Below are 23,199 nucleotides of genomic sequence, written 5' to 3'. Positions count from 1 at the left end.
CCCCTGTTTCCCACGGATTGGAAGGCACGACCATGGCGGGACCCGTCCTGGAAATGCGCTCGATCGTCAAGACCTTTCCCGGTGTCAAGGCGCTGTCGGACGTCACCCTGACCGTCCGGCAGGGCGAGGTCCACGCCATCTGCGGGGAGAACGGCGCCGGCAAGTCCACCCTGATGAAGGTGCTCTCCGGCGTCCACCCGTACGGCAGTTACGAGGGCGACATCCTCTTCGAGGGGGACGTCTGCCAGTTCCGGGACATCCGGGCGAGCGAGCAGCGCGGCATCGTCATCATCCACCAGGAGCTGGCGCTGGTGCCGCACCTGTCCATCGCGGAGAACCTCTTCCTCGGCAACGAGCACGCCCAGGGCGGCCTCATCGACTGGCGCGAGACCCTGCGCCACGCCACCGAACTGCTGCGCCGGGTCGGGCTGCACGAGCACCCGGAGACCCGCGTCGCCGACATCGGCGTGGGCAAGCAGCAGCTGGTGGAGATCGCCAAGGCGCTGTCGAAGGAGGTGAAGCTGCTCATCCTCGACGAGCCGACGGCGGCCCTGAACGACGAGGACAGCGGCAAACTCCTCGACCTCATCCTGGAGCTGAAGAACCAGGGCATCGCCTCGATCATCATCTCCCACAAGCTCAATGAGATCCGCAAGGTCGCCGACTCGGTGACGATCATCCGGGACGGGCGGTCCATCGAGACCCTCGACGTGCGGGCGCCGGAGACCACCGAGGAGCGGATCATCGCCGGCATGGTCGGCCGCGACCTCGACCACCGCTTCCCCGAGCGCACCCCGCACCAGCCGGAGGAGGGCGCGGCACCGGCGCTGGAGATCCGCAACTGGACCGTGCACCACCCGATCGACCAGCAGCGCAAGGTCGTCGACGACGTGTCGATCAGCGTCCGGCGCGGCGAGATCGTCGGGATCGCCGGCCTGATGGGCGCCGGCCGCACCGAACTCGCGATGAGCGTCTTCGGGCGGACCTACGGCCGGTACGCGGGCGGCACGGTCCTCAAGGACGGCACGGAGATCCGGACGAAGACCGTCGCCGAGGCGGTCCGGCACGGCATCGCGTACGTCACCGAGGACCGCAAGCACTACGGCCTCAACCTCATCGACACCATCAACCGCAACGTCTCCCTGACCGCGTTGGGCAAGGTGGCCAAGCGGGGCGTGGTGGACGAGCACCAGGAGCGGCAGGTCGCCGAGGGCTTCCGCACGTCCATGAACATCAAGGCGCCGACCGTGTTCGAGCCGGTGGGCAAGTTGTCCGGCGGCAACCAGCAGAAGGTCGTCCTCAGCAAATGGATCTTCGCCGGTCCCGATGTGCTGATCCTGGACGAGCCGACCCGCGGCATCGACGTGGGCGCCAAGTACGAGATCTACACGGTCATCGACCAGCTCGCCGCCCAGGGCAAGGCGGTCGTCTTCATCTCCTCGGAGCTGCCCGAGCTGCTCGGCATGTGCGACCGCATCTACACGATGGCCGCCGGGCGGCTGACCGGTGAGGTGCCCCGGGCCGAGGCCACGCAGGAAGTGCTGATGCGCCGTATGACGAAAGACAAGACGGACGAAGAGGTAACGCGATGAGCACGGACGTGACCGCCAAGACCCCGGCCCCGGCGCCGCCGGGCAAGAGCGCATCGGCCGACGGCGGGGGCCTGCTCCGGCTGATGCTGGACGGCCTGCGCCGCAACATGCGCCAGTACGGCATGCTGATCGCGCTCGGCCTGATCGTGGTCCTGTTCGCGATCTGGACGAACGGGGACCTGCTGCTGCCGCGCAACGTCTCCAACCTTGTGCTGCAGAACAGCTACATCCTGATCCTCGCGATCGGCATGATGCTGATCATCATCGCCGGGCACATCGACCTGTCGGTCGGCTCGCTGACGGCGTTCGTCGGCGCCTTCGCGGCCGTGCTGACCGTGCAGCACGGCGTCTCCTGGCCGGTCGCCCTCGTGCTGTGCCTCCTGGTGGGCGCGGCGGCCGGCTCGATCCAGGGCTTCCTGATCGCCTATCTCGGCATACCGTCCTTCATCGTCACCCTCGCCGGGATGCTGCTCTTCCGCGGTCTGACGGAGATCCTGCTGAAGGGCCAGACCCTCGGCCCCTTCCCCGACGGGCTGCAGAAGATCGGCAACGGCTTCCTGCCGGAGGTCGGCCCGAACACCAACTACCACAACCTCACCCTGCTGCTCGGGCTCGTCCTGATCGCGGCCGTGGTCCGGCAGGAGTTCCGCGACCGGCGCCGCCAGCAGGAGTTCTCGCTCGACGTGCTGCCCACCCGGCTGTTCCTGCTCAAGCTGACGGCCCTGGTCGCGGCGATCCTCGTGCTCACCCTGCTCCTCGCCAGCTACAAGGGCGCCCCGATCATCCTGATCATCCTCGGCGCGCTGGTCGTCGGCTACGGCTACGTCATGCGCAACGCGGTCTTCGGCCGGCACATCTACGCCATCGGCGGCAACCTGCCGGCGGCCAAGCTGTCCGGTGTGAAGGACAAGAAGGTCACCTTCTACGTCTTCCTGAACATGGGCGTGCTCGCGGCCCTGGCCGGTCTGGTGGTCGCCGCCCGGCTGAACGCGGCCTCGCCGAAGGCGGGCGTCAACTTCGAACTCGAGGCCATCGCCTCGTCGTTCATCGGCGGCGCCTCCATGAGCGGCGGTGTCGGCACCGTCCTCGGCGCCATCATCGGCGGTCTCGTCCTCGGCGTGCTGAACAACGGTATGAACCTCCTCAGCGTCGGCACCGACTGGCAGCAGGTCATCAAGGGCCTCGCCCTGCTGGTGGCGGTCGGGTTCGACGTGTGGAACAAGCGCAAGTCCGGTTCGTGAAGCGCCCCATCCGGTTCGACAGACGCACACAAAGGGAGCCGCACCCATGGAACTGAACAGACGCACGGTCATCGCCGGCGCCGCCGCGGCGGGCCTCGCCGCCACCGCCCTGGGCACCGGAACGGCACAGGCGACCGGAGGCAGGAAGCCGGTCAAGGAGCTGTTCGGCACGCTCGCCGACGGCACCAAGGTCCACCGCTGGTCGCTGGAGAACGGCGGCACCCGCCTGAAGGTCCTCTCCTACGGCGGCATCGTCCAGTCACTGGAGATCCCCGACCGGCACGGCCGGTACGCGAACGTCTCGCTCGGCTACGACGACCTCGCCGCCTACGTGGCCGGGACCACGTACTTCGGTGCGACCATCGGCCGCTACGGCAACCGCATCGCCAAGGGGCGGTTCACCCTGGACGGCACCACGTACCAGCTGTCCGTCAACGACGGGGTGAACAGCCTGCACGGCGGCGCCAAGGGCTTCAACACCAAGGTGTGGGACGTCGAGCCGTTCACCTCCGGCTCCGACGTCGGGCTGCACCTGTACTACACCAGCGTCGACGGCGAGATGGGCTACCCGGGCACGCTGAGGACGAAGGTCACCTTCACCCTGAACCGGCACGGCGACTGGCGGATCGACTACGAGGCCACCACCGACAGGCCGACGGTCGTCAACCTCACCAACCACACGTACTACAACCTCGCGGGCGAGGGCAGCGGCAGCATCTACGACCACGAACTCTGGCTGGCCGCGAGCCGGTACACCCCCACCGATCCGGGCCTGATCCCGACCGGCGAGCAGGCGAAGGTCGCGGGCACCCCGTTCGACTTCACCCGCACCAAGCCGATCGGCCGGGACATCCGCACCGGTCACCCGCAGCTGGTCACCGCCAAGGGGTACGACCACAACTTCGTCCTCGACAAGGGCGTGACCGCACGGCCGGAGCACGTGGTGACGCTGCGCGACCCGGGGTCCGGCCGCACCCTGAAGATCTTCACCGACCAGCCCGGTGTGCAGTTCTACTCGGGCAACTTCCTCGACGGCACCCTGGTCGGCCCCTCCGGCCGCACCTACCGGCAGGGCGACGGTCTGGCGCTGGAGACCCAGCACTTCCCCGACTCGCCGAACGAGTCGTCGTTCCCCTCGACCGTGCTGCGGCCGGGCCGGACGTACCGGACGACGACGATCCACACCTTCGAGGCGTGAACCGGCTCACACCGCAGGTGAGTTGAACGCCACTGGTGCCTCCTCCGTATCCATGGGCGGCCCGTGCTCCCCCGCACGGGCCACCCTGAACGGAGGTCTCCCTTGACCGGCAACGTCACGTCGTTGTTCCGCGGCACCGCCGCGCACAGCCCCTCGATGGCGGCGCTGACGCGGGAGGGCGGCGACGGGACCGGCCCGGTGGACTTCTGCATCCCCTGCAACCCGTACTTCCCCACACCGGCGATGTTCGAGGAGATGTCGGTCCGGCTGCGCGAGATCGTCACGTACTACCCCAGCAGCGCCGACACCATCACCGGCGAGCTGTGCGGGCTGCTCCAGCTGCCGCCGCAGTGCGTGGCCATGGGCAACGGCTCGACGGAACTGATCACCTGGATCGACCACCTGCTGGTCCGTGAGTCCCTCGCCGTCCCCGTCCCCACCTTCGGCCGCTGGACCGACCAGCCGATGGAGACCGGCAAGCGGGTCGACATGTTCCCCCTCCAGGAGGCGAACGACTTCGGCCTGGACCTCGCCCGGTACGCCGAGTTCATCCGCGCCCGGGGCACCCGGGTGGCCGTGCTCTGCAACCCGAACAACCCGGACGGCGGCTATCTGCGCCGGCAGCAGGTGGTGCAGTTCCTGGACGCGATGGCGGACCTGGACCTGGTGGTGGTGGACGAGTCCTTCCTGGAGTTCGCCGACGCGGAGGCCGAGCCGAGCGTCGTGCAGGAGGCGATGCTCCGCCCCAACGTGATCGTGCTGCGCAGCCTCGGCAAGAACTTCGGTCTGCACGGGATCCGCTTCGGCTACCTGGTCGCCAACCCCGCGCTCGCGGGCAAGGTCCGCTCGATGCTGCCCAAGTGGAACCTCAACTCCTTCGCCGAGCACGTGGTGTTCATGCTGCGCGACCACGGCCAGGAGTACGCGCAGAGCCTGCTGCAGGTCCGCCGGGACCGCCTGGAGATGGCCAGCCACCTCTCCGCGCTGCCCGGCCTGACGGTCTACCCCTCCCAGGGCAACTTCCTCTTCGTACGCCTTCCGGTGGGAGCCGAGGGCACCGTGGTCCGGGACCGGATGCTCACCGAGCACCGGATCCTGGTCCGTGAGTGCGGCAACAAGATCGGCTCCTCCAGCCGCTTCCTGAGACTCGTGGTGCGCCCCCAGGTCGACGTGCGTCGCCTGGTGTCCGGCCTGGAGCAGGTGCTCTACGAGTCCAGGAGGGGAGCCGCCGTACCCGGGCTGGGCACCGGGACCAGCTACAGCTCGGGTACGGCGGCGGTGGACCGGCTGGTCAGCGAGACCAACGGGGCGGGGCTGCCGATTCCCCCTGCGCCCCAGCCGGTGCCGGACCGGCAGCCGGTGGCACCGGTACCGCAGCCGGCCCCGCTCCCGGCACCGGCGGCGCAGCCGGCACCCGAGCCCGCGCCCGTGATGCCCGCGCCCGCCCCGCCGCCCACGCCCATGCCCATGCCCATGCCCATGCCCCCGCAGGTGCCCGCGCCCGGCCCGATGCCCGCACCGGCGCCCATGCCGGTGCCTTCACCCGCACCGGTACCGGCACCTGTGCCCGCGGCCGCTGTGGCGCCCACTCCGCCCGGGGTCCCGGCCCGCGGCGGGCTCACGGCGGCCCAGGTGCGCGGGATGACGGCGCCGGCCGCCACCCCGGCCCCCGCGACGGGCCTGTCCCCCGCGCCCGCCACCGGGTGGCCCAACGCGCAGAGCTGGCCCAACGCGGCGGGCGCCTGACCGGCGGGGACGGCGACGGGTGCGGTGCGCCGACGCACCGCACCCGCCCGCTACCTACTCGGGCACTCCTTCCACGCCAGGTGGTAGACCGTGCTGATGTCGCCGTCCGTCGAGTCCATCGTCATGAAGCTGACCTTGTCGGCGGACGCGCTGCCCGCGCTCACCCGCAGCTCCGTGTTGATGTTGAAGTTGCGCAGGACCCCGCAGGGCGCCCACACCAGCTGGGCCCAGTCCGTGCTGTCGGTGGCCTGCCAGTCGTCGTTGTAGGCGCCGCTGAAGGGGTGGGTCCTGGGCACGGTCTGCGAGGAGCCCTGGAAGTAGTACGAGGCCTTCTGGGTGGCGGTCGCACCGGGCTGGAGCGAGAGGAAGCCCCGGTAGTCGACGCTGGCGACCGCGTAGGTGAAGCCCTGGGGGACGTGCACCACCAGGTTCAGCTGGCAGTTCTTGCGGAACGCCGTGGGGTCGGAGTTGCCGCCGGCCTGGGCGAGGTAGTTGCTGTACGTCACCGTGAACGCGGTGTTGTCCGGCGAGACGGCGACCGCGGCCGTGCCCGCGGGGCAGCCCGAGCCGTTCACCGTCGCCACGTCGATGACGATCTTGTCCGGCGGCGGGTTGTCGAACACGGGGGACGAGCCCTGCGCGGGTAGCGCGGTGGTCAGGAGAGCGGCTACGGCGCCGCTCAGGAGTAGTCCACCAGCCATGGTTTCTCCCGGTTGTCGAGTGGGGGGTCACGCCTCCGCTCCGCCCGATCACCTTTGGAGAAACTGTGCGTCAACCGTGAAGGAGGAAGGGAGGCGTGGGTAGCGTAGGGAGCCCCACGAGCACCCGGCAGAGCGAACTCAGGCCATTCACTTCCGGTTATTCACTCCCTCACGGGTTCTCCCAGGCCGCCGGTTCCGCCGCCAGCGCCCGCACCGGCTCGGGCAGCGCGTCCGCCGCGAGGTCAGCGATCGTGACGCCCTCCAGGATCCGGCGGACGTTCGCCCTGAGGGCGATCCACAGCGGCAGCAGGGGCTGGGCGGTGCCCGTGTAGGCGAGGCCCGTGGGGCGTTCGCCGCGGACCGAGACGATCGGGCCGTCGACCGCCCGGATGACGTCCGCCACCGTGACCGCCGCCGCCTCCCGCGCCAGCCGGTAGCCGCCGCCCCCGCCGCGCCTGCTGTCCACGATCCCGCCCCGGCGCAGGTCGCCCAGAATGCCCTCCAGGAACTTGTGCGGGATGTCCTGTACGGCGGCGATTTCCTCCGCCTTCACCGGACCGTTACCCTGCCGTACGGCCAGCTCCAGTACCGCCCGTACCGCGTAATCCGCCCGCGCCGAGATCCTCATGGGTCCATTGTGGGCCGTCGCGCCATGGAGAATGGCCTGCACCCGCGCCCCGTAAGATCGCCGGGAGGATCCACCTTGGCGCTCAGCAGACGTACCTTCAGTGCCCTGGCCGGCTCGGCCGCGCTCGGGCTCGCCCTGGGCGGCAGCGGCGGCTCCGGGGCCTCCTCGGCGTTCGCGGCGCGCAGCGTGCCGACCGGGCCCGCGCCCGCCCCTCCGAGCGCCGACGGTGCGCGCCACACGATCGGGTACGACCGCTACTCGCTGCTCGTGGACGGGCGGCGGCTGGTGGTGTGGTCCGGCGAGATGCACCCGTTCCGGCTGCCGAGCCCGTCCCTGTGGCGGGACGTGCTGCAGAAGATGCGGGCCCACGGGTACAACGCCGTCAGCGTCTACGTGGCCTGGAACTACCACTCCCCCGCGCCCGGCCGTTACGACTTCACCGGCGTCCGGGACCTCGACCTGTTCCTGCGCACGGCCGCCGAGACGGGCCTGTACGTCGTCCTGCGACCCGGTCCGTACATCAACGCCGAGGTCGACGCGGGCGGTTTCCCCGGGTGGCTGACGGCGACGAAGGGCACGGCCCGGACCGACGACCCGACGTACCTGCGCCACGTCGACGAGTGGCTCACCCAGGTGAACCGGATCGCCCGCAAGCACCTGTACACGCAGGGCGACGGCACGATCCTGCTGTACCAGATCGAGAACGAGTACGACGCCCACCCCGGCGACGCGACCGGCCGGGCATACATGTCCCATCTGTACCAGAAGGTCCGGGCCGACGGGATCGACGTCCCGCTGTTCCACAACGACAAGGGACGCAACGGCTACTGGGTGCCCGGCTCGTTCGGCACCGGCGGGGAGAAGGGCGGCTGGCTGTACGGGTTCGACGGGTATCCGTCGCCGTCGCAGACCCCGCCGGACTGGGGGACCTTCGGGCCCGGCGGGGCGAAGGGCGGGGCCAGCGCCTCGCCGTCCACGCCCGGGTTCGTGCCCGAGTTCGGCGGCGGCTGGTTCGACCCGTGGGGCGGGGCCTGGTTCGACGGCAAGGGGTACGCCGAGTCGCGGCGCACCCGGGACGCGGCCTACGAGCGCCGCTTCTACCTGACCAACCTCGCCAACGGGCTCACCCTGCACAACGTGTACATGACCTTCGGCGGGACCTCGTGGGGCTGGCTGCCCGCGCCCGTCGTCTACACGTCCTACGACTACGGGGCCGCGATCGACGAGGCCCGCAACGTCACCGCGAAGATCGCGCCGATGCACCAGCTCGGGCATCTGCTGCAGCGCGTGCCCGACTTCGCCAAGCTCGACCGGGCGGCGGAGGTGAAGGCCGAGGGGCTGAAGGTCTACCACCTGACCAACCCGGACACCGGCGCCCATGTGTACGTCGCCCGCAACGACGGGACGGACGCGGTCACCACCGACCTGCCCACCGACGCCGGCAGCCTGCGGGTCACCGTGCCCGGCAAGGACGCCACCCTGCTGACCACCGGCCTGAAGCTGGGCGAGCGGACGCTGAAGTACGCCACCGCCGAGCCCCTGCTGTGCCTCACGGCGGGACGGCAGGACATCGCGCTGTTCACCGGCCGGAAGGGCCAGATGGCCGAGCTGGTGCTGAAGTGCCCGGTCGAGCCGTTCGTGATGCGCCTGGACCCGGAGGCCGCGTGGGTCTACGACAACGACGAACTCCATGTGAACGTGCCGCTCGGCCAGGGCGGGCTGACCCGGATACTGGTGCAGAAGGGCGAGACCGAGACCCCGCTGCTGCTGCTCTTCGCCGACGACGCCACCGCCGTACGGCTGTTCCCCTACGACACCCCGTCCGGGACCCTGCTGGTGTACGGCCCGGCGCTGCTGCGGCACGCCGAGGTCCGGGGCTCGGAGGTCCATCTGACCGGTGACGTCACCGGGGGGACCAGCATCGAGGTGTGGGGGCCGCGCGGGATCGGGACTCTGGTGTGGAACGGCCGGGCGCTGCCGACCCGGGTGACCATGTCCGGCAGCCTGATGACCACCGGGCTGCTGCCCGCCGTGCCCGAGGTGAGGCTGCCCGCGCTGGGCGGCTGGCGGATGCGGACGGAGAACCCGGAGGCCGGGCCCGGCTTCGACGACTCGGGCTGGAAGGCCGCGGACAGCAGGACGTCGTTCAGCACGACGCCCGTCCCCGACGGCGGGCCGGTCCTGTTCGCCGACGACTACGGCTTCCACTACGGGGACGTCTGGTACCGGGGCTCCTTCACCGACTCCACCGGCCTGGAGGAGGTCTCGCTCGCCTACAGCACCGGCACCCAGGGCCTGTTGATGGCGTGGCTGGACGGGGAGCCGCTGGGCACGCACCGGATGCCGGTGCCGGACAAGGACACGACGGTCCGGCAGGGCACCTGGACGGCCACGGCCGCCTTCCCGGTGCGGGAGGCACTGCGCTCGTCCGGCCGGCATGTGCTGTCCGTGCTGGTGCGGCGCATGCAGCACGACCAGGACGGCAAGGGCCTGGACACGCACAAGGCGGCCCGCGGGCTGACCGCCGCCGCCTTCAAGGGGGCCGACCCCGAGGTGAGTTGGCGCATCCAGGGCGAGGCGGCGGCCGACCCCGTGCGCGGGCCGATGAACAGCGGCGGCCTGTACGGCGAGCGGGAGGGCTGGCACCTGCCCGGCTTCCGCGACCGGGACTGGGAGGCGGTGAGCTTCCCGCGGGCCGCGCGGTACCAGGGCGTGACCTGGTACCGGACGACGTTCCGGCTGTCGGTGCCGGCCGACGTCGACGCGTCGGTCGGCCTGACCCTCCAGGACGACCCGTACCGGGCCTACCGCGCGCAGATCTTCCTCAACGGCTGGAACATGGGTCAGTACATCAACGACGTCGGGCCGCAGCACACCTTCGTCCTGCCGAACGGCGTCCTGCGCACCCGGGGCACCAACACCCTCGCGCTGGCGGTCCTCTCGGAGTTCACCACGCTGTCGGGCCCCGGGGCGGTGAGCCTGACGCTGCTCGGCAGGGCGAGCGGCGGAGTGCCGGTCACACCAGTCTGATCATGTTCCAGGACAGGGGCTGCAGTACGGCGGTGAGGGTGCCGTCCGCAAGGGCGGTGCCCTCGACCGGGTGCGGGGTGACCCGCTCGGGGTCCTCGAGGGTGTTGCGGGCGTCGGGGTCGGCGTCCGCGAGGGCGCTGTGCTCGGCGACGGCCGTCAGGTCGAGCCCGTTCAGGGTGACTTCGAGCGGCAGGGGCCGGGTGCGGCCGCGGTTGACGGCGAAGACCGTGACCGTGCCGTCGGCCGCGCGGACGGCGGTGGCGTGCAGCAGGTCCGTCTCGCCGTACTTCTTCGTCCCGTACCTCGGCGAGTCCACCCGTACGTCGAGGACCTCCCCGCGGCCGTGCTTCGAGGCCTGCGCGAACGGGAAGAACGTCGTCTGCCGCCAGGCGGCACCGCCCGGCTCGGTCATGATCGGGGCGATCACGTTGACCAGCTGGGCGAGGCAGGCGACGGTGACGCGGTCGGCGTGCCGGAGCAGGGCGATGAGCAGCGAGCCGAGGACGACCGCGTCGGTGACGCTGTAGTCGTCCTCCAGCAGGCGGGGCGCCTCAGGCCAGTCGGCCCGGTCGATGGTCTTCGCGTGCTCCTCCCACCTCGACAGGTACCAGACGTTCCACTCGTCGAAGGAGAGGTTGATCCTCTTCTTCGACTTGAGCCTGGCGCCCACGTGGTCGGCGGTGGCGATCACGTTCTCGATGAAGGACTCCATGTCGACGGCCGAGGCGAGGAAGGAGTCCACGTCGCCGTCGGTGGGCTCGTAGTAGGCGTGCAGGGAGATGTGGTCGACGAGGTCGTACGTCTCCTGCAGGACGGTCGCCTCCCACGCGGCGAAGGTGGGCATGGCCTGGCTGGAGGAGCCGCAGGCGACCAGCTCGACGGCCGGGTCGATCCGGCGCATGGCCCGGGCCGTCTCGGCGGCGACGCGGCCGTACTCCCGGGCGGTCTTGTGGCCGGTCTGCCAGGGACCGTCCATCTCGTTGCCCAGGCACCACAGCCTGATGCCGAAGGGCTCCTTGTCGCCGTGGGAGGCGCGCAGGTCGGAGAGGGCGGTGCCGGCGGGGTGGTTGGCGTACTCCTGCAGTTCGAGGGCCTCGGCGACGCCCCTGGTGCCCAGGTTCACGGCCATCATCGGTTCGACCCGGGGGCCGATCTTCTTCAGGAACGCGATGTACTCGGAGAGGCCGAAGCGGTTGGTCTCGGTGGAGTGCCAGGCCAGGTCGAGCCGGCGGGGGCGGTTCTCGACCGGGCCGACGGAGTCCTCCCACCGGTAGCCGGAGACGAAGTTGCCGCCGGGGTAGCGGATGGTGGTGACCCCGAGCTCACGGACCAGCTCCAGCACGTCGGTCCGCAGTCCGGCCTCGTCGGCGCGGGGGTGTCCGGGTTCGTAGATGCCGGTGTGGACGCAGCGGCCGAGGTGTTCGACGAAGGAACCGAAGACGCGAGGGCTGACCTCACCGACGGTGAAGGCGGGGTCGAGGGTGAAGCGGGCGGTGCTCTTGCTCATGGGATCCTTCCGAGTCACTTGAGAACGGGCCGACCCGCACGCCGGCCCAGCTCGTCGAGGCCGGGCTTCCAGCACTTGCCTGCGATTCAGGCCAGGTTGGCCCATACCTTGCCCCCACCGTCCGAGACGTTCGAAATATCGACTAACGCTCGTAACTTCGAACGGGACCGTAGATTCGAAGCGCTTCCGCGTCAATGGGTCGGGCACGAGCTCACAGGTGGTTTCGTCCTGGACGAAGCTCGCCGGGATCCCGTGACGAGGACACGCCCGGACGCGTACGCTCGGAGCGGCAGAAGGGGGATCGATGAGCATCGCGGGGGCGCGTGGGCGGGCCGCACGCCTGGCGGCACGGCTGCGGCCGGCCCGTCCGGGCTCGGCGATGCGCTCCCTGGCCGGCGACCTCGCCGCCGCCGTCCAGGCCCGGCCCGAGCCGCCCGTCGGAGTACGGGAGTTGTGCCGGGCGCTGTGCGAGGAGATGGGCGCGCGGCGCGGCGGACGGCCGGTGGAGCTGCGCTTCGAGCGCTTCCCCGACGAGATCGAGGTCACCGGGCTGTGGGTGGAGTTCGCCGACTTCGACCTGGTCATCGTGGAGGACCGGGCCGAGGCCGTGCAGCAACTGGTGATCCTGGGACATGAGTTGTGGCACCTGCACGCCGGGCACCGGCACCACCACCTGGCCGGGGCCGCGGCGGCCCGCGCTCTCGCCGACACGCCCGACTGGGGGGACGCGGCCCTGACGGTGGCCGCCCGCAACGGCTCCCGGGAGGCCGACGAGGCCGAGGCCGACAACTTCGGGCACCGCCTGGCCACCCGGTTCCGGCGCCACCTGGACGGCTCCGCCTCCGGCGTGCCCCTCAACCCGGTGCAACGCTCCCTCGGCTATCGCGGACGCGGAGGAACCGCGCGGTGACCCTGCTGGCACTGAACACCCCGGGACTCCTCAGCAAGTTCTACATCTCCTTCTGGATCCCCACGGCGGTCCTGAGCGCCGCCCTGGTGATCAAGCTGCCCAGCATCGTCAGGCTGTGGCGGGACCCGCTGCTGCGCGCGGTCGGCGGCCTGCTGCTGTTCGCCTGCGCGGTGTTCGTCTTCGCGTCCCCGAACACCATCGCCTGGACGAACCGGGTCACCGGGGTGCCGAACATCTCGGCGCCCTGGGTCTACTCCCTGCTCACCGCCCTCTGCGCGTGCTGGCTGCTGCTGATCGTCGCCTGGCGCAACGGCCGCTCCGACCGTTCGGCCGAGACCCGTCGCGTCACCCGCTGGGTCGTCTCCGTCTACGCAGGCGTGGTCGTCACCCTGTGGGTGCTGTTCGCGCTCGCGGACGCCCCCGTGGAGCGGCTGCGGGACCTGGACACCTACTACGCCACCACGCCCTTCATGCGCGAGGAGATCCTGCTCTACCTCGTCGCGCACACCGTGGCCTGCTCGATCACCGCCCGGCTGATCTGGAACTGGATCCGCACCGACGGTCTCGACGCCTGGCTGCGCTGGGGGCTGAGGCTGCTGGGCCTCGGCTATGCGACGAACCTGTTCTTCGACGCCGCCAAGCTCACGGCCGTCGTCGCCCGGTGGACCGGCCACGACCTGGACTGGCTGAGCACCGACGTGGCGCCCGCGGGCGCGTGCGTGTCCGCCAGCCTGGTCGCGGTGGGCTTCATCGTCCCGCACGCCGGCCAGTACCTGCACGAACGCTGGCACGTCCGGCTGCGCCACCGCGAACTCCGGCCCCTCTACCGGCTGATGCGGACCGTCACGGGCGAGCGCGAGCCCTTCGCCCCGCACGCCCCCGCGGAGCTGCGCCTGATCCGCCGCGAGACGTTCGTCCGCGACGCACTCCTGCAGCTGTCCCGGCACCTGGACGAGGACCTGCGCGAGCGGTCGTACGAGGCCGCCCTCACCCTCGGGTTCGAGCCCGGCCGGGCGAAGGCCCTCGCCGCCGCGGTCACGCTCCTGGACGCGGCCGGGGGCGAGCGGCTGCCGCGGCCCGACGGCGCCGCCTCCCCGTCCGGGCCCGGCACCACGTACCTGCTCCAGGAGATCCAGGCCGTGTCCCGAGCCCTCCGCCGCCCCGACGACATCACGGCGGTGCGTGCCCTCGCGGCCGCCCCGCCAGAGAGCGTGCCCGCACATGAGTGAACGCCCCGCCCGCGCCAGAACCGCCGTCGTGCTGGGAGGTTCCCATGCCGGCATGCTGGCGGCGCGCGCCCTCGCCGAGTTCGCCGACCGGGTCGTCGTGGTCGAACGCGATGTGCTGCCCCGTGGCGCCGAACCCCGCAAGGGGCTGCCGCAGGCGCGCCACGCCCACATGCTGTGGTCGGGCGGGGTGCGGGCCGTGGCGGACCTGCTGCCCGGAATCGTCGACGCCCTCGGCGCCGCCGGGGCCCGCCGGCATCCGGTCACGACGGGCGTGGTCGCCCTGTCGGCGCAGGGCTGGTTCCGGCGCTGGCCCGAGTCCCACCACGTGATCCTGGCCGGCCGGGACCTGCTGGACGCCACGATCCGGGCCCAGGTACTCGCCGACGAACGGATCGAGCTCGTCGACCGGGCCGAGGCCCTCGGTCTCACCGGCACCGGCGCCGCGGTCACCGGCGTACGGATCCGGGTGCACGACGACTCCGAACGCACGCTGCCGGCCGACCTCGTGGTCGACGCGACCGGACGCGGGTCCCGTACCCCGCGGTGGCTGACGGAGCTGGGGCTGCCGGCACCGGAGTGCCGCGAGATCGACCCGGGCCTGGTCTATGCGAGCCGGCTCTACCTCGCGCCCGAGGCGGCCAGGGACGGCTTCCCTGTGGTCAACCTGCAGCCCGATCCGCGGTGTGGCGGCCCGGGCCGCTCGGGCTTCCTGCTGCCCGTCGAGAACGGCCGGTGGATCGTCACCCTGGCGGGCACCCGGGGCGGTGAGCCCTCCGCCGCGAACGACGACTTCGTGCGGTTCGCGCGGGAGGAGCTGCGGCACCCGTTGATGGGCGAACTGCTGGAGCACGCCGAACCGCTGTCCGACGTGTCGGTCACCCGGTCCACGGTCAACCGCAGGCACTTCTACGAGCGGATGCCGGCGTGGCCCGAGAACTTCGCCGTCCTCGGTGACGCGCTCGCCGTGTTCAACCCGGTCTACGGCCACGGCCTGGCCGCCGCCGCCCAGGGCGCCGTGCTGCTGCGGAACGTGATACGGCGTCATGGCTGGGGCACGCCGGGCCTGGCACGCCGCATCCAGCGGGCGGCGGCCCGGCCGGTCCGCGCGGCCTGGGACCTGGCCCTGGGCCAGGACGTGTTCTACCCCGGCGCGACGGAGCACGGCCCCACCCTGCGGGACCGGCTCCTGTCCGCCTACGTCGGCCGCCTGCTGTACACCGCGACGGGCAACGGCCGCATCGCCCGCCGGGTGACGGACGTGACGTCACTGGAGCGGGGCGCCGGCGTTCTGCTGTCCCCGAGCATGCTGCTCGCCGCCGCGGTGGGCCCCCTGAAGCCGGCGTTGCCCGGACCGCCCATGACCGCGGAGGAGCGGAAGGCGGCGGGCTTCACGTAGGCGGTGCCCTCAGCCCGCGAACGCCGGCTGGGGCAGGCCCTGACCCGCGTCCGGGATCACCAGGACGGAGCCCGACAAGGGGTGGGGCGAGGGCAGGCCCGTGCGGGCCGTGGTGATGTACAGGTCCCTCAGCCCGGCGCCGCCGAACGCGCAGGCCGTCGTCCGCGCAGTCGGCACGCTGATCACCCGGTCCAGCGCGCCGGCGGGCGTGTACCGCCGGACCGCTCCCCCGTCCCACAGAGCCACCCAGACACAGCCGTCCGCGTCGACCGTCAGCCCGTCCGGAAAACCGGCCCCCTCCTCGATCTCCAGCAGCGGCCGCCGGTCCCGCACCCGCTCACCGTCGTAATCGAAGACGTCGACACGGCGGGTCGGGGTGTCCGTGTAATACATGAGCCGGCCGTCCGGGCTCCAGCCCGTGCCGTTGCTGACGGTGACGTGCGACAGGACCGGCTCCACCGCCCCGGCACCGGTCAGCCGGGTCAGCGTGCCCCCGCCCGCCGCCTCGTCGTACCGCATCGTGCCCGCCCACAGCGAGCCGTCCGGCGCGACCGCCGCGTCGTTCGCCCGGCGGCCCGGCACCGGCTCGTGGTGCAGCCAGCGGAAGGTGCCGTCGGGGTCGAGCAGGCCCACGCCGTCCCGGAGGTTGAGCACCAGGCCCCCGCCCGCCCGGGGCTTGGCCGCGCCGACGTGCTGCTCCGTCGTACGGGCCGAACGGCGGCCCGTCGCCGGGTCGTACGTGTGGATCCGCATGCCCAGGATGTCCAGCCAGATCAGGCGGCCCGTCGCGGGATCCCAGGCCGGGCCCTCGCCCAGCGCCGCCCCGGCGCGAACGGCGACCTCGTACCCGCCGCTCACGCCGCCCCCCGATGACCGAGCCGCTCCGACAGCTCCGCCGCGCCCTTCGTGGCGAGCTGCTCCAGCTCGGGCCGCCGGTCCTCGCTCCAGCGGATCATCGGCACCGAGATGGACAGGGCGGCCACCACCTGCCCGGTGCGGTCGCGGACCGGTGCCGCCACGCAGGAGACGTCCGGGTTGGACTCGCGGTTCTCCACCGCGAGGCCCCGCTGCCTGATCCCCGCCAGGGCCTCGCGCAGCGCGGCCGGATCCGTGATGCTGTTGGGGGTCATCGCGGTCAGCTCGGCGCCGTCCGGGATCCGGGCGGCCAGCTCCTGCTCCGGCAGCGACGCCAGCAGCATCTTGCCGACCGAGGTGCAGTGGGCGGGAAGGCGGCGGCCGGCGGCCGACACCATGCGCACCGCGTGCGTGGAGTCGACCTTGGCGATGTAGATGACGTCGGTGCCCTCGAGGATGGCCACGTGCACGGTCTCGTCGCAGGTCTCGGCGACCGAGCGGGCCACCTGCTGGCCCTCGGCGGCGAGGTCGAGCTGCTCGGCGTAGCGGCTGCCGAGCTGGTAGGGGCGTACGCCGAGCCGGTACCGTCCGGGCTGGCCGGGAACGGGCACGATGTACGACCGTGCGGCGAGCGTGGTGACCAGCTCGTGCACGGTGGTGCGCGGCAGCTGCAGCTTGCGCACGATGTCGGGGGCGGTGAGCGTCCCGTCCCCGTCGAGGAACAGCTCAAGAATGTCGAGAGCCCGGGTCACGGCAGGCACGAGGCGTCCCACGTCCGGCCCCCTCCCTTGGGTCTAGGCGCCCGTTCACCACCCCGGTGTTCGAGATATCAACAGGCGATCGGCATGACGAACACAGGCTAGTCATGGACAGGTGGGCGGGCAATGGGCGGAACCCGCCGGGCACCATGGGTGCCATGCAAGTCGACTTCCAGCTGGTGCTGCTGCGCCGCATGGCAGACCACAATCCGGATCTGGTGGAGGACGCCCGGCGGGAGCTGGGCGCCTCGATCGCGGACATGCGGGAGGCGAACAAGCGCTGGCAGGCGATGGTGCGCTCGCCCAGGTCCCGCTCCGCCGCCGCCCGCTACCGCTCGGTCCTCGGCGAGCCGGAGTCCGTCGCCCCGCGCCGGCTCGGCGACGTCGACTGCGAGGCCCGGCGCTGGGCCCTGCCCCTCTGGCCCGATCTGCGCTTCGAGGTGCTGGTCGGGCCGGAGGGCGCGGTGTGGAACGAGTGGCTGGTCCGCGCACCCGGCGCCCCCGCGCCGAAGCTGCGGACCCTGGACGACCTCGCCCCCTGGTCCTGCACGGTGGACGAGGCCGCCCGCGCCTTCGCCCCGGCCCGTCCGCTGGAGGGCACGGCACCCACCCGGTGGGGGCTCGCCTTCAGCGCGCCGGACCGGGACGGCGTACCGCACGAGGTGGCCGCCGAGTTCACCTGGGGGCTGCTCCAGCGGACGGCGGTCCTGCACTGAGCGGCCCGCTCAGTCGTCGTAGCCCGTCGCCCGGGTCCGCTTCTCCCACGCGGTGACGTCCTCGCGGACCTGGTCGGCGTGGGCCAGCACGGCGCTCACCGAGTCCTCGCCGAGCGGCAGCCGCAGCGGGGTGCGCTCGGCCGCCAGCGCGGCCAGGATCAGGGCCGCCGCCTTGGCCGGGTCGCCGGGCTGGGCGCCGTCGCCGCCGGACACGAAGCCGCGGGTCTCGCCCACCTTGGAGTACGCCCCGCTGTCCGCGCTGACGCCCGCCCGGCCGGTGTCGAAGATCGAGGTCCGGAAGGCGCCCGGCTCCACGATCAGCACCTTGATGCCGAACTCCGCCACCTCGTCCGCGAGCGCCTCCGAGATCCCCTCCAGGGCGAACTTGGTCCCGCTGTACGCGCCGAAGCCCGCGAAGGACATCTGCCCGCCCATGCTGCTCATCTGCACGATCGCGCCCGAGCGCCGCTCCCGCATGTGCGGCAGCGCCGCCCGCACGAGCGCCGCGGGCCCGAAGACATGCAGGTCGAACAGCGAGCGCAGCTCGGCGTCGGTGGTCTCCTCGACCGCGCCGACGTGCGTCCGGCCCGCATTGTTGACCAGCACGTCGATCCGCCCGTGCCGGGCCACCACATCCCGTACGGCCGCGTCGATCGCGGCCAGGTCGGTGACGTCCAGGCGCAGCGCCTCCACCTGGTCCGGGTGGGCGGCCACCAGGTCGTCCAGGGCCTCCGGCCGCCGGGCCGCGCCGATCACCACATCACCGGCGGCGACGGCCGCCTCGGTGATCGCCCGCCCGAGACCGCTGCTCGCCCCGGTCACCAGCCATACCTTGTTCACGACAACTCCCCGTCGGTCTCGCGTCCTTGACACGCACCAGCCTGCCGCCGGATGCCGTTGCCCGTCCAAGACCCACGGTGATAACCAACGGCTATGACGAACGACGTCCACGCCCGCGACCTGCGCTACTTCGTCGCGGTCGCCGAGGAGCTGCACTTCACCCGCGCGGCCGAGCGGCTGTACGTCTCGCAGCCCGCGCTGAGCAAGCAGATCCGGGCGCTGGAGCGGCAGTTGGGAGCCGAACTGCTGCGGCGCGACCGGCACGGGGTGGCGCTGACGGCGGCGGGCGAGGCGCTGCTGCCGCACGCCCGGCAGGTGCTGTCAGCGTGGGAGGCGGGCGCGGCGGCGGTGGAGGCGGCCAAGGCGGCCCAGCGCAGCACGCTCGTCGTGGGGATGAGCACCAGCCCGGGCCGGGGCGGACTGCTGCCGGCCATCCGCTCCCGCTTCACCGCCGTCCACCCCGGTGTCACGGTCCGGCTGCGCCAGAGCAGCTGGGACGATCCCACGGCGGGCCTCGCGGACGGCGGCACGGACGTCGCCTTCGTCTGGCTCCCGCTGCCCGACGGTCAGCGGTACGCCTGGACGGTGGTCGCCGAGGAACCCCGGCTGCTCGCCCTGCCCCAGGGGCATCCGCTCGCCGCCCGTGCCGAGGTCGACTTCACGGAGCTGCTGGACGAGCCGTTCCTCGCGCTGCCGCGGAGCGCGGGTCCGCTGCGCGACCACTGGCTGGCCCTGGACGCCCGGGCCGGCCGGCCGCCCCGGATCGGCGCGGAGATCGCCGGGGCGGAGGAGGCGTACGAGGCGCTGGTCGGCGGTCTCGGGGTCTGCCTGGTCGCCGCGGGCAACACCCCGCTGATCAGCCTGGGCGGGGTCACCACCCGTCCGGTGCGGGGCATCGGGCCCAGCAGATACGTGCTGGCCTGGCGCCGCGAGGACGAGGAGCGGCCCCTGGTGCGGGCGTACGTACGGGCCTGCCGGGAGACGGTCGCCGCCTGAGCTACTCCCCCGCCGCCGTGAGGACCGCCTCGGTGACCCGCTCCAGTGAGCCGGGGTGCAGCCTGAGGAACAGATTCGGCTCGACCAGCTCCAGCTCCATCAGACGGGGCTCGCCGTCCTCCCCGTCCACGAGGTCCACGCGCCCGTACAGCAGTTCCTCACCACCGGGCACGGCCGCCAGCGCCTTCTCGGCGACGGCGAGTTCCGCGTCCGTCGGCTGCCAGCGCTCCAGGTCCGGGTGGGCCACCTTGTCGGCGTCGTAGGGGGTGCCCGGGGCGAGGACGGCGCCCTTGCGGCTGGCGTGCAGCAGCCGGCCGCCGAAGAACTGCAGCGCCCGCTCCCCGCTGACGTCGATGCCGCGCACATACGGCTGCACCATCGCGGTGAAGCCCTCGGCGTGCATCCGCGCGAGCTGTCGTACGGCGGTGTCGTGCTCGGCGGGCGTGTAGCGGGCGGCGAACCGGGCACCCGCGCCGGAGGTCGGCTTGATCACGTACTCGTGTCCGTCGGGCAGGTCGGCGGGCTCGCCCGGGGCGATGTAGCGGGTGGGCACGGTCGGCACCCCGGCCGCCGCCAGCTCCCCCAGGTACCGCTTGTCGGTGTTCCAGCGCACGACGCCGGCCGGATTGGCGATACGGGTCGCCCGCCCGACCCGCTCCACCCAGGCCCCGAACTCCGCGGCACGCCAGCTGTAGTCCCAGGTCGAGCGGATGACCACCAGGTCGTAACCGCCCCAGTCCGCGTCCGGGTCGTCCCAGTACCGGGCCTCCGCCCGCGCGCCGGCGTCCGTGAGCGCCCGCACCAGCTCCGGGAGATCGCCGTCCATGCTCGGCTCGGCTCCGGGGTCGTAGGTGGCTAGGGCGATGCGGTGCACGGCGGACTCCCTGTCGTACGGCGGTTCGAGCACCGTGAGGCTAACAACCGCCGCCGGAACCGGGACAGGGCGATCGACCTTCACCCTCGGTGGGGCCCCGGCATCGAGGGCGGACGAGGAGGAACACGCGATGCGGATCGAGTTCCTGACGACCGGGGCGTCCACCTGGGCCGGCCGCCTGTCACCGAAGGCGCTGCGGCTCCACGACGAGCTGGAGCTGCCGCGGCCCGCCCGGGCCGACCCGGACACCGGCTACCGGTACGGCGCCGTCACCCGGCCGGAGCGGGCCCGGACGGTGGCCTGGCTGCGGCGCCGGGGATGCCGCTCGCCGGGATCCGGGCGGTGTGCGCCGTGGATCCGGTGGACGCGGCCCAGGAGGTCCGTGCGTTCGCCGTGCCGGACGCACGGATCAAGGACCTGCCGGCCGGGGAGGCCCGCCTCGGCCTGCGGCGCGGCTGCTGGGGTAGGACCCGGGCCTGCGGCGCGGCTGCTGGTGTAGGAAGGGTGCAGTTGCCCCGACAGGGTTGCCCCGACAGTAAGGAGTGCGCCGCGTGTCCTCCCTCTTTCCCGCCCTGGCGGACCGCCCGGGCGAGCACAGCGAGACGGGGGTCTCCCCGGACCAAGTCCAAGGGAGGGTCGCCCTGCGCTTCGGTGAGCGGTCGTTGTCGTACGGCGAGCTGGCGGGGGCCGCGGGTGCGGTCGCCGCGCGGGTCCGGGGGGCCCGCCGGGTCGCCGTGTGGGCCACCCCGGAGCTGGAGACCGCCGTCGCCGTGACGGGTGTGCTGCTCGCCGGGGTGGCCGCGGTGCCGCTCAACCCGAAGTCGGGCGAGAAGGAGCTGGCGCACGTCCTGGCCGACAGTACGCCGGACCTCGTCCTCACCGCGCCGGGGACGGAACTGCCCCCGGTGTTCGGCGCGTCGGAGCGGCTGGACGTCGACGCCTCCGCCACCGGCACCGCTCCCGACACGCCGGTCTCCGACGGCGACCCGGCGCTCGTCGTCTACACCTCCGGCACCACCGGCCCGCCCAAGGGCGCGGTGCTGCCGCGCCGGGCCCTCGCCACCACCCTGGACGCGCTCGCCGACGCCTGGCAGTGGACGTCGAGGGACGTGCTGGTGCACGGGCTGCCGCTGTTCCATGTGCACGGGCTGGTGCTGGGCGTCCTCGGCCCGCTGCGGCGCGGTGGCGCGGTACGGCACCTGGGGCGGTTCTCCACCGAGGGCGTGGCGCGCGAGCTGAACACCGGCGCGACCATGCTGTTCGGGGTGCCGACGATGTACCACCGGATCGCCGAGGCCCTGCCGGACGACCCGGAGCTGGCCGAGGCGCTGGGGCGGGCCCGGCTGCTGGTCTCGGGCTCGGCCGCGCTGCCCGTGCACGACCACGAGCGGATCGCCGCGGCGACCGGACGCAGGGTCGTCGAGCGGTACGGCATGACCGAGACGCTGATGAACACCGCCGTGCGGGCCGACGGGGAGGCGCGGGCCGGGACGGTCGGGGTGCCGCTGCCGGGCGTGGAGCTGCGGCTGGTGGAGGAGGACGGCACGGAGATCGCCGCCCTCGACGGGGAGAGCGTCGGCGAGATCCAGGTCCGTGGTGCGAACCTGTTCACCGAGTACCTGAACCGGCCCGACGCCACCGCCGCCGCGTTCACCGCCGACGGCTGGTTCCGCACCGGGGACATGGCGGTGCGGGAGGCCGACGGGTATGTCCGGATCGTCGGGCGCAAGGCCACCGATCTGATCAAGAGCGGCGGTTACAAGATCGGCGCGGGCGAGATCGAGAACGCGCTGCTGGAGCATCCGGGGGTGCGGGAGGCGGCGGTCACCGGGGAGCCGGACCCGGACCTGGGGGAGCGGATCGTGGCCTGGATCGTCCCGGCGGACCCGGAACAGCCGCCCTCGGCCGAGGAGTTGGCCGGCCATGTGGCCCGGCGGCTGGCCCCGCACAAGCGCCCGCGGGTCGTCCGCTACCGCGACTCGCTGCCCCGCAACGACATGGGCAAGATCATGAAGCGGGCGCTGACCGATGCGTGAGCGACTCTCCGCACGGCGGATACTCTCGCTGGTCGCGGACGCCGGGAGCTTCGCGGAACTCCCCGCACCGGCCAGGAAGCCGGCACCGGACGGCCCCCTCGGCTGGCAGGGCTACGACGCCTCGCGCGCCCGTGCCGCCGAGCGCACCGGCGAGGAGGAGTCGGTCGTCTGCGGCACCGCACGCGTCGAGGGCACCCCGGCCCTGCTGATCACCTTCGAGTTCGGTTTCCTGGGCGGCTCGCTGGGCGAGCGCACCGGGGACCGGCTGGAGGCGGCGTACGCGCACGCCCGGGAACACCGGTTGCCGGTCGTGCCGTTGATCGCCACCGGCGGCAGCCGGATGCAGGAGGGCATGCTCGCACTGACCCAACTTCAGCGAGTGGCACGGCAGTCGGTCCTCACCCGCGAGGCGGGGCTGCCGCAGATCGCGGTGGTGCGGGATCCGACGACCGGCGGCGGCTGGGCCACGCTCGGCGCGGGAGCCGACGTGATCCTGGCGCTGCCGGGCGCCCAGGTGGGCTTCGCCGGCTCCCGCGTCCGCCCGCCCGACGCCGATCCGACCGCGTACACGGCGGAGGCCCAGGTGGCAGCGGGCGCGGCGGACGCGGTGGTGCCTCCGGAGGAGCTGAGGGGGGTGCTCGGGGCCTGGCTGCGGCTGCTGGCCCGTCCGGCCACAGCCCCGTCACCGCAGCGGCCACCGGTCCCACCCGCCGCCGAAACGACCAGGACCCCCGCCCCACAGCCGACCACGCCCCCGGCCCCCGACTCGCAGCCCGCCACGCCCCCGGCCCACGGCCCGCGGATCACCGCCCCGGCCCCCACCAGCACCCGCCACACCGGCGGCACGCCCTCGACCCCCGACTCACCCACCACCGCCGGCACGACCGGGCCGGCCGGCTCGCCGACCACCGCCAGCGCACCCCCCACCCCCGACTCACCCCCCACC

The 23,199-nt window shown here is 72.6% G+C and carries 19 protein-coding genes and 1 pseudogene; 13 read left to right on the top strand and 7 right to left on the bottom strand.

All coding sequences use genetic code 11. The features are described from left to right. The first annotated feature begins 32 nt into the window (after positions 1-32). From mmsA to ACIHEJ_RS10935, 4 genes are all read left to right on the top strand, one after another. Positions 33-1,592 carry a multiple monosaccharide ABC transporter ATP-binding protein gene (mmsA, locus tag ACIHEJ_RS10950; RefSeq protein ID WP_400134083.1) on the top strand — a complete coding sequence of 520 codons (1,560 nt, stop codon included), beginning with the start codon at positions 33-35 and terminating at the stop codon, positions 1,590-1,592. After that, positions 1,589-2,833, top strand: a complete 1,245-nt coding sequence (gene mmsB / locus ACIHEJ_RS10945) for a multiple monosaccharide ABC transporter permease (RefSeq protein ID WP_400134081.1) — start codon at positions 1,589-1,591, stop codon at positions 2,831-2,833. The genes mmsA and mmsB overlap by 4 nt, the downstream gene beginning before the upstream one ends. 46 nt (positions 2,834-2,879) lie before the next feature. Then, positions 2,880-4,031 (top strand): aldose epimerase family protein, encoded by a 1,152-nt coding sequence (locus ACIHEJ_RS10940; protein ID WP_400134079.1) that lies wholly within the window; start codon positions 2,880-2,882, stop codon positions 4,029-4,031. Between the two features lie 102 nt (positions 4,032-4,133). Then, on the top strand, positions 4,134-5,777 hold the full coding sequence (locus ACIHEJ_RS10935; protein WP_400134077.1) for a pyridoxal phosphate-dependent aminotransferase: 1,644 nt from the start codon (positions 4,134-4,136) through the stop codon (positions 5,775-5,777). Positions 5,778-5,827: 50 nt separating this feature from the next. Here ACIHEJ_RS10935 and ACIHEJ_RS10930 read toward each other — a convergent pair whose 3' ends face one another. Together ACIHEJ_RS10930 and ACIHEJ_RS10925 are read right to left on the bottom strand one after the other, a co-directional pair. After that, positions 5,828-6,478 carry a DUF4360 domain-containing protein gene (locus tag ACIHEJ_RS10930; protein WP_400134075.1) on the bottom strand — a complete coding sequence of 217 codons (651 nt, stop codon included), beginning with the start codon at positions 6,476-6,478 and terminating at the stop codon, positions 5,828-5,830. Between the two features lie 169 nt (positions 6,479-6,647). Beyond that, positions 6,648-7,106, bottom strand: coding sequence for an RrF2 family transcriptional regulator (locus ACIHEJ_RS10925; RefSeq protein WP_400134073.1), 459 nt, complete (start codon positions 7,104-7,106; stop codon positions 6,648-6,650). A gap of 75 nt (positions 7,107-7,181) precedes the next feature. Here ACIHEJ_RS10925 and ACIHEJ_RS10920 point away from each other — a divergent pair, with 75 nt between their 5' ends. After that, positions 7,182-10,136, top strand: a complete 2,955-nt coding sequence (locus tag ACIHEJ_RS10920) for a beta-galactosidase (RefSeq protein WP_400134071.1) — start codon at positions 7,182-7,184, stop codon at positions 10,134-10,136. On the opposite strand, the gene ACIHEJ_RS10915 is transcribed toward ACIHEJ_RS10920, so the two are convergent. Further along, positions 10,123-11,643 (bottom strand): alpha-N-arabinofuranosidase, encoded by a 1,521-nt coding sequence (locus ACIHEJ_RS10915; RefSeq protein ID WP_400134069.1) that lies wholly within the window; start codon positions 11,641-11,643, stop codon positions 10,123-10,125. The genes ACIHEJ_RS10920 and ACIHEJ_RS10915 overlap by 14 nt on opposite strands. Positions 11,644-11,947: 304 nt before the next feature. Here ACIHEJ_RS10915 and ACIHEJ_RS10910 point away from each other — a divergent pair, with 304 nt between their 5' ends. From ACIHEJ_RS10910 to ACIHEJ_RS10900, 3 genes are read left to right on the top strand one after another with little or no spacing between them, the layout of a single operon-like run. Continuing rightward, positions 11,948-12,553: a toxin-antitoxin system, toxin component family protein gene (locus ACIHEJ_RS10910; RefSeq protein WP_400134066.1), complete on the top strand. Its 606-nt coding sequence runs from the start codon at positions 11,948-11,950 to the stop codon at positions 12,551-12,553. A 5-nt stretch (positions 12,554-12,558) separates the two neighbouring features. After that, positions 12,559-13,782, top strand: coding sequence for an MAB_1171c family putative transporter (locus ACIHEJ_RS10905; RefSeq protein ID WP_400135125.1), 1,224 nt, complete (start codon positions 12,559-12,561; stop codon positions 13,780-13,782). Next, positions 13,775-15,178, top strand: coding sequence for an NAD(P)/FAD-dependent oxidoreductase (locus ACIHEJ_RS10900; protein WP_400134064.1), 1,404 nt, complete (start codon positions 13,775-13,777; stop codon positions 15,176-15,178). Before ACIHEJ_RS10905 ends, ACIHEJ_RS10900 begins: the two co-directional genes overlap by 8 nt. Before the next feature lie 9 nt (positions 15,179-15,187). Here ACIHEJ_RS10900 and ACIHEJ_RS10895 read toward each other — a convergent pair whose 3' ends face one another. Together ACIHEJ_RS10895 and ACIHEJ_RS10890 are read right to left on the bottom strand one after the other, a co-directional pair. Continuing rightward, a complete protein-coding gene (locus tag ACIHEJ_RS10895; protein ID WP_400134062.1) occupies positions 15,188-16,036 on the bottom strand; it encodes an SMP-30/gluconolactonase/LRE family protein in 849 nt (282 codons plus the stop codon). After that, on the bottom strand, positions 16,033-16,806 hold the full coding sequence (locus ACIHEJ_RS10890) for an IclR family transcriptional regulator (protein ID WP_400134060.1): 774 nt from the start codon (positions 16,804-16,806) through the stop codon (positions 16,033-16,035). The genes ACIHEJ_RS10895 and ACIHEJ_RS10890 overlap by 4 nt, the downstream gene beginning before the upstream one ends. A 143-nt stretch (positions 16,807-16,949) precedes the next feature. On the opposite strand from ACIHEJ_RS10890, the gene ACIHEJ_RS10885 reads away from it, so the two are divergent. Next, positions 16,950-17,507 carry a hypothetical protein gene (locus ACIHEJ_RS10885; RefSeq protein WP_400134059.1) on the top strand — a complete coding sequence of 186 codons (558 nt, stop codon included), beginning with the start codon at positions 16,950-16,952 and terminating at the stop codon, positions 17,505-17,507. Between the two features lie 9 nt (positions 17,508-17,516). On the opposite strand, the gene ACIHEJ_RS10880 is transcribed toward ACIHEJ_RS10885, so the two are convergent. After that, positions 17,517-18,347 carry an oxidoreductase gene (locus ACIHEJ_RS10880; protein ID WP_400134058.1) on the bottom strand — a complete coding sequence of 277 codons (831 nt, stop codon included), beginning with the start codon at positions 18,345-18,347 and terminating at the stop codon, positions 17,517-17,519. Positions 18,348-18,440: 93 nt separating this feature from the next. Here ACIHEJ_RS10880 and ACIHEJ_RS10875 point away from each other — a divergent pair, with 93 nt between their 5' ends. Continuing rightward, entirely contained in the window at positions 18,441-19,343 is a 903-nt protein-coding gene (locus ACIHEJ_RS10875) for a LysR family transcriptional regulator (protein ID WP_400134056.1), read from the top strand. Position 19,344: 1 nt separating this feature from the next. Here the strand turns inward: ACIHEJ_RS10875 and ACIHEJ_RS10870 are convergent, their stop codons facing one another. Then, on the bottom strand, positions 19,345-20,217 hold the full coding sequence (locus tag ACIHEJ_RS10870; RefSeq protein WP_400135124.1) for a RimK family alpha-L-glutamate ligase: 873 nt from the start codon (positions 20,215-20,217) through the stop codon (positions 19,345-19,347). 136 nt (positions 20,218-20,353) lie between these two features. On the opposite strand from ACIHEJ_RS10870, the pseudogene ACIHEJ_RS10865 reads away from it, so the two are divergent. The 3 genes and pseudogenes from ACIHEJ_RS10865 to ACIHEJ_RS10855 form a co-directional block, all read left to right on the top strand. Then, positions 20,354-20,607, top strand: a pseudogene (locus ACIHEJ_RS10865) (hypothetical protein); the annotation flags it as partial. 161 nt (positions 20,608-20,768) lie between these two features. Next, entirely contained in the window at positions 20,769-22,253 is a 1,485-nt protein-coding gene (locus tag ACIHEJ_RS10860) for an acyl-CoA synthetase (protein WP_400134054.1), read from the top strand. Further along, a partial coding sequence (locus ACIHEJ_RS10855; protein ID WP_400134052.1) for a carboxyl transferase domain-containing protein occupies positions 22,246-23,199 on the top strand: 954 nt, incomplete at its 3' end. The genes ACIHEJ_RS10860 and ACIHEJ_RS10855, both read left to right, overlap by 8 nt.

This window comes from Streptomyces sp. NPDC052301, from assembly GCF_044593395.1.
GTDB lineage: Bacteria > Actinomycetota > Actinomycetes > Streptomycetales > Streptomycetaceae > Streptomyces.
Note: the sequence above shows the minus strand (reverse complement) of the source record. Positions and strands in the feature narration are given on the sequence as shown.

What these genes read in the sequence shown, in the direction of transcription:
- mmsA (WP_400134083.1), top strand. Translation starts at nt 33, where the DNA reads ATGGCGGGACCCGTCCTGGAAATGCGCTCGATCGTCAAGACCTTTCCC.
- ACIHEJ_RS10940 (WP_400134079.1), top strand. Translation starts at nt 2,880, where the DNA reads ATGGAACTGAACAGACGCACGGTCATCGCCGGCGCCGCCGCGGCGGGC.
- ACIHEJ_RS10875 (WP_400134056.1), top strand. Translation starts at nt 18,441, where the DNA reads ATGACGAACGACGTCCACGCCCGCGACCTGCGCTACTTCGTCGCGGTC.
- ACIHEJ_RS10925 (WP_400134073.1), bottom strand. Translation starts at nt 7,106, where the DNA reads ATGAGGATCTCGGCGCGGGCGGATTACGCGGTACGGGCGGTACTGGAG.
- mmsB (WP_400134081.1), top strand. Translation starts at nt 1,589, where the DNA reads ATGAGCACGGACGTGACCGCCAAGACCCCGGCCCCGGCGCCGCCGGGC.
- ACIHEJ_RS10910 (WP_400134066.1), top strand. Translation starts at nt 11,948, where the DNA reads ATGAGCATCGCGGGGGCGCGTGGGCGGGCCGCACGCCTGGCGGCACGG.
- ACIHEJ_RS10900 (WP_400134064.1), top strand. Translation starts at nt 13,775, where the DNA reads ATGAGTGAACGCCCCGCCCGCGCCAGAACCGCCGTCGTGCTGGGAGGT.
- ACIHEJ_RS10885 (WP_400134059.1), top strand. Translation starts at nt 16,950, where the DNA reads ATGCAAGTCGACTTCCAGCTGGTGCTGCTGCGCCGCATGGCAGACCAC.
- ACIHEJ_RS10915 (WP_400134069.1), bottom strand. Translation starts at nt 11,643, where the DNA reads ATGAGCAAGAGCACCGCCCGCTTCACCCTCGACCCCGCCTTCACCGTC.
- ACIHEJ_RS10930 (WP_400134075.1), bottom strand. Translation starts at nt 6,478, where the DNA reads ATGGCTGGTGGACTACTCCTGAGCGGCGCCGTAGCCGCTCTCCTGACC.